1 protein-coding gene is annotated in these 756 nt (G+C 77.1%); it reads left to right on the top strand.

The features are described 5' to 3' along the window. Positions 1–756, top strand: a 756-nt coding sequence (locus HO151_RS02025) for an acyltransferase domain-containing protein (protein ID WP_173894410.1), incomplete at both ends; no start/stop codon positions are given.

Raw genomic sequence — 756 nt, 5'->3', positions numbered from 1 at the left:
CCGGCGAGGAGGAGGTACGGGCGCTGCTCGCGGACGCCGGCGCCGACGCGGACGGCGTCTCGGTCGCCGCCGTCAACGGACCGCGCTCCACCGTCCTGTCCGGTGACCGCACGCCCGTCCTGCGCCTCGCCGCGGCCTTCCGCGCGCGGGGCCGCCGCACCAAGGAGCTCGCCGTCAGCCACGCCTTCCACTCGGTACGCACGGAGGCGATGCTCGACGCGTTCGGTTCCGTGGCACGCCGGATGACGTACGCGCCGCCGCGCATCCCCGTCGTCTCCAACCTCACCGGCGAGCGCGCCACCGCCGGCGAGCTGTGCGACCCCGAGTACTGGGTGCGGCACGTCCGCTCCACCGTCCGCTTCCTCGACGGCGCCCGCACCCTCCTCGCGGAGTCCACCACCAGTTGCCTCGAACTCGGCCCGGCCGGCGTCCTGTCCGGCCTGGTGGAGGAGTGCCGCGCCGCCGGGGACGACTGCCGCGCCGTACCCCTGCTGCGCGAGGGGCGCACCGAGGCCGAGTCGCTGGCCGGGGCCCTCGCCGCCCTGCACGTACGGGGGGTGCCCGTCGACTGGACCGCGGGCACCCCCGCCCGCACGCCCTCACCCGACCTGCCCACCGATCCGTTCCAGCGCCGCAGGTACTGGCCCGCACCGCGCCCGGCCGACGCCGCCGGGGCGGCGGAGGCATGGACCTACCGTGTCGTCTGGCGCGCCCTGCCCGAACCGGACCACGCCCGGCTGTCCGGCACCTGGCTGC

The sequence above is a fragment of the Streptomyces sp. 8P21H-1 genome (assembly GCF_013302945.1).
Note: the sequence above shows the minus strand (reverse complement) of the source record. Positions and strands in the feature narration are given on the sequence as shown.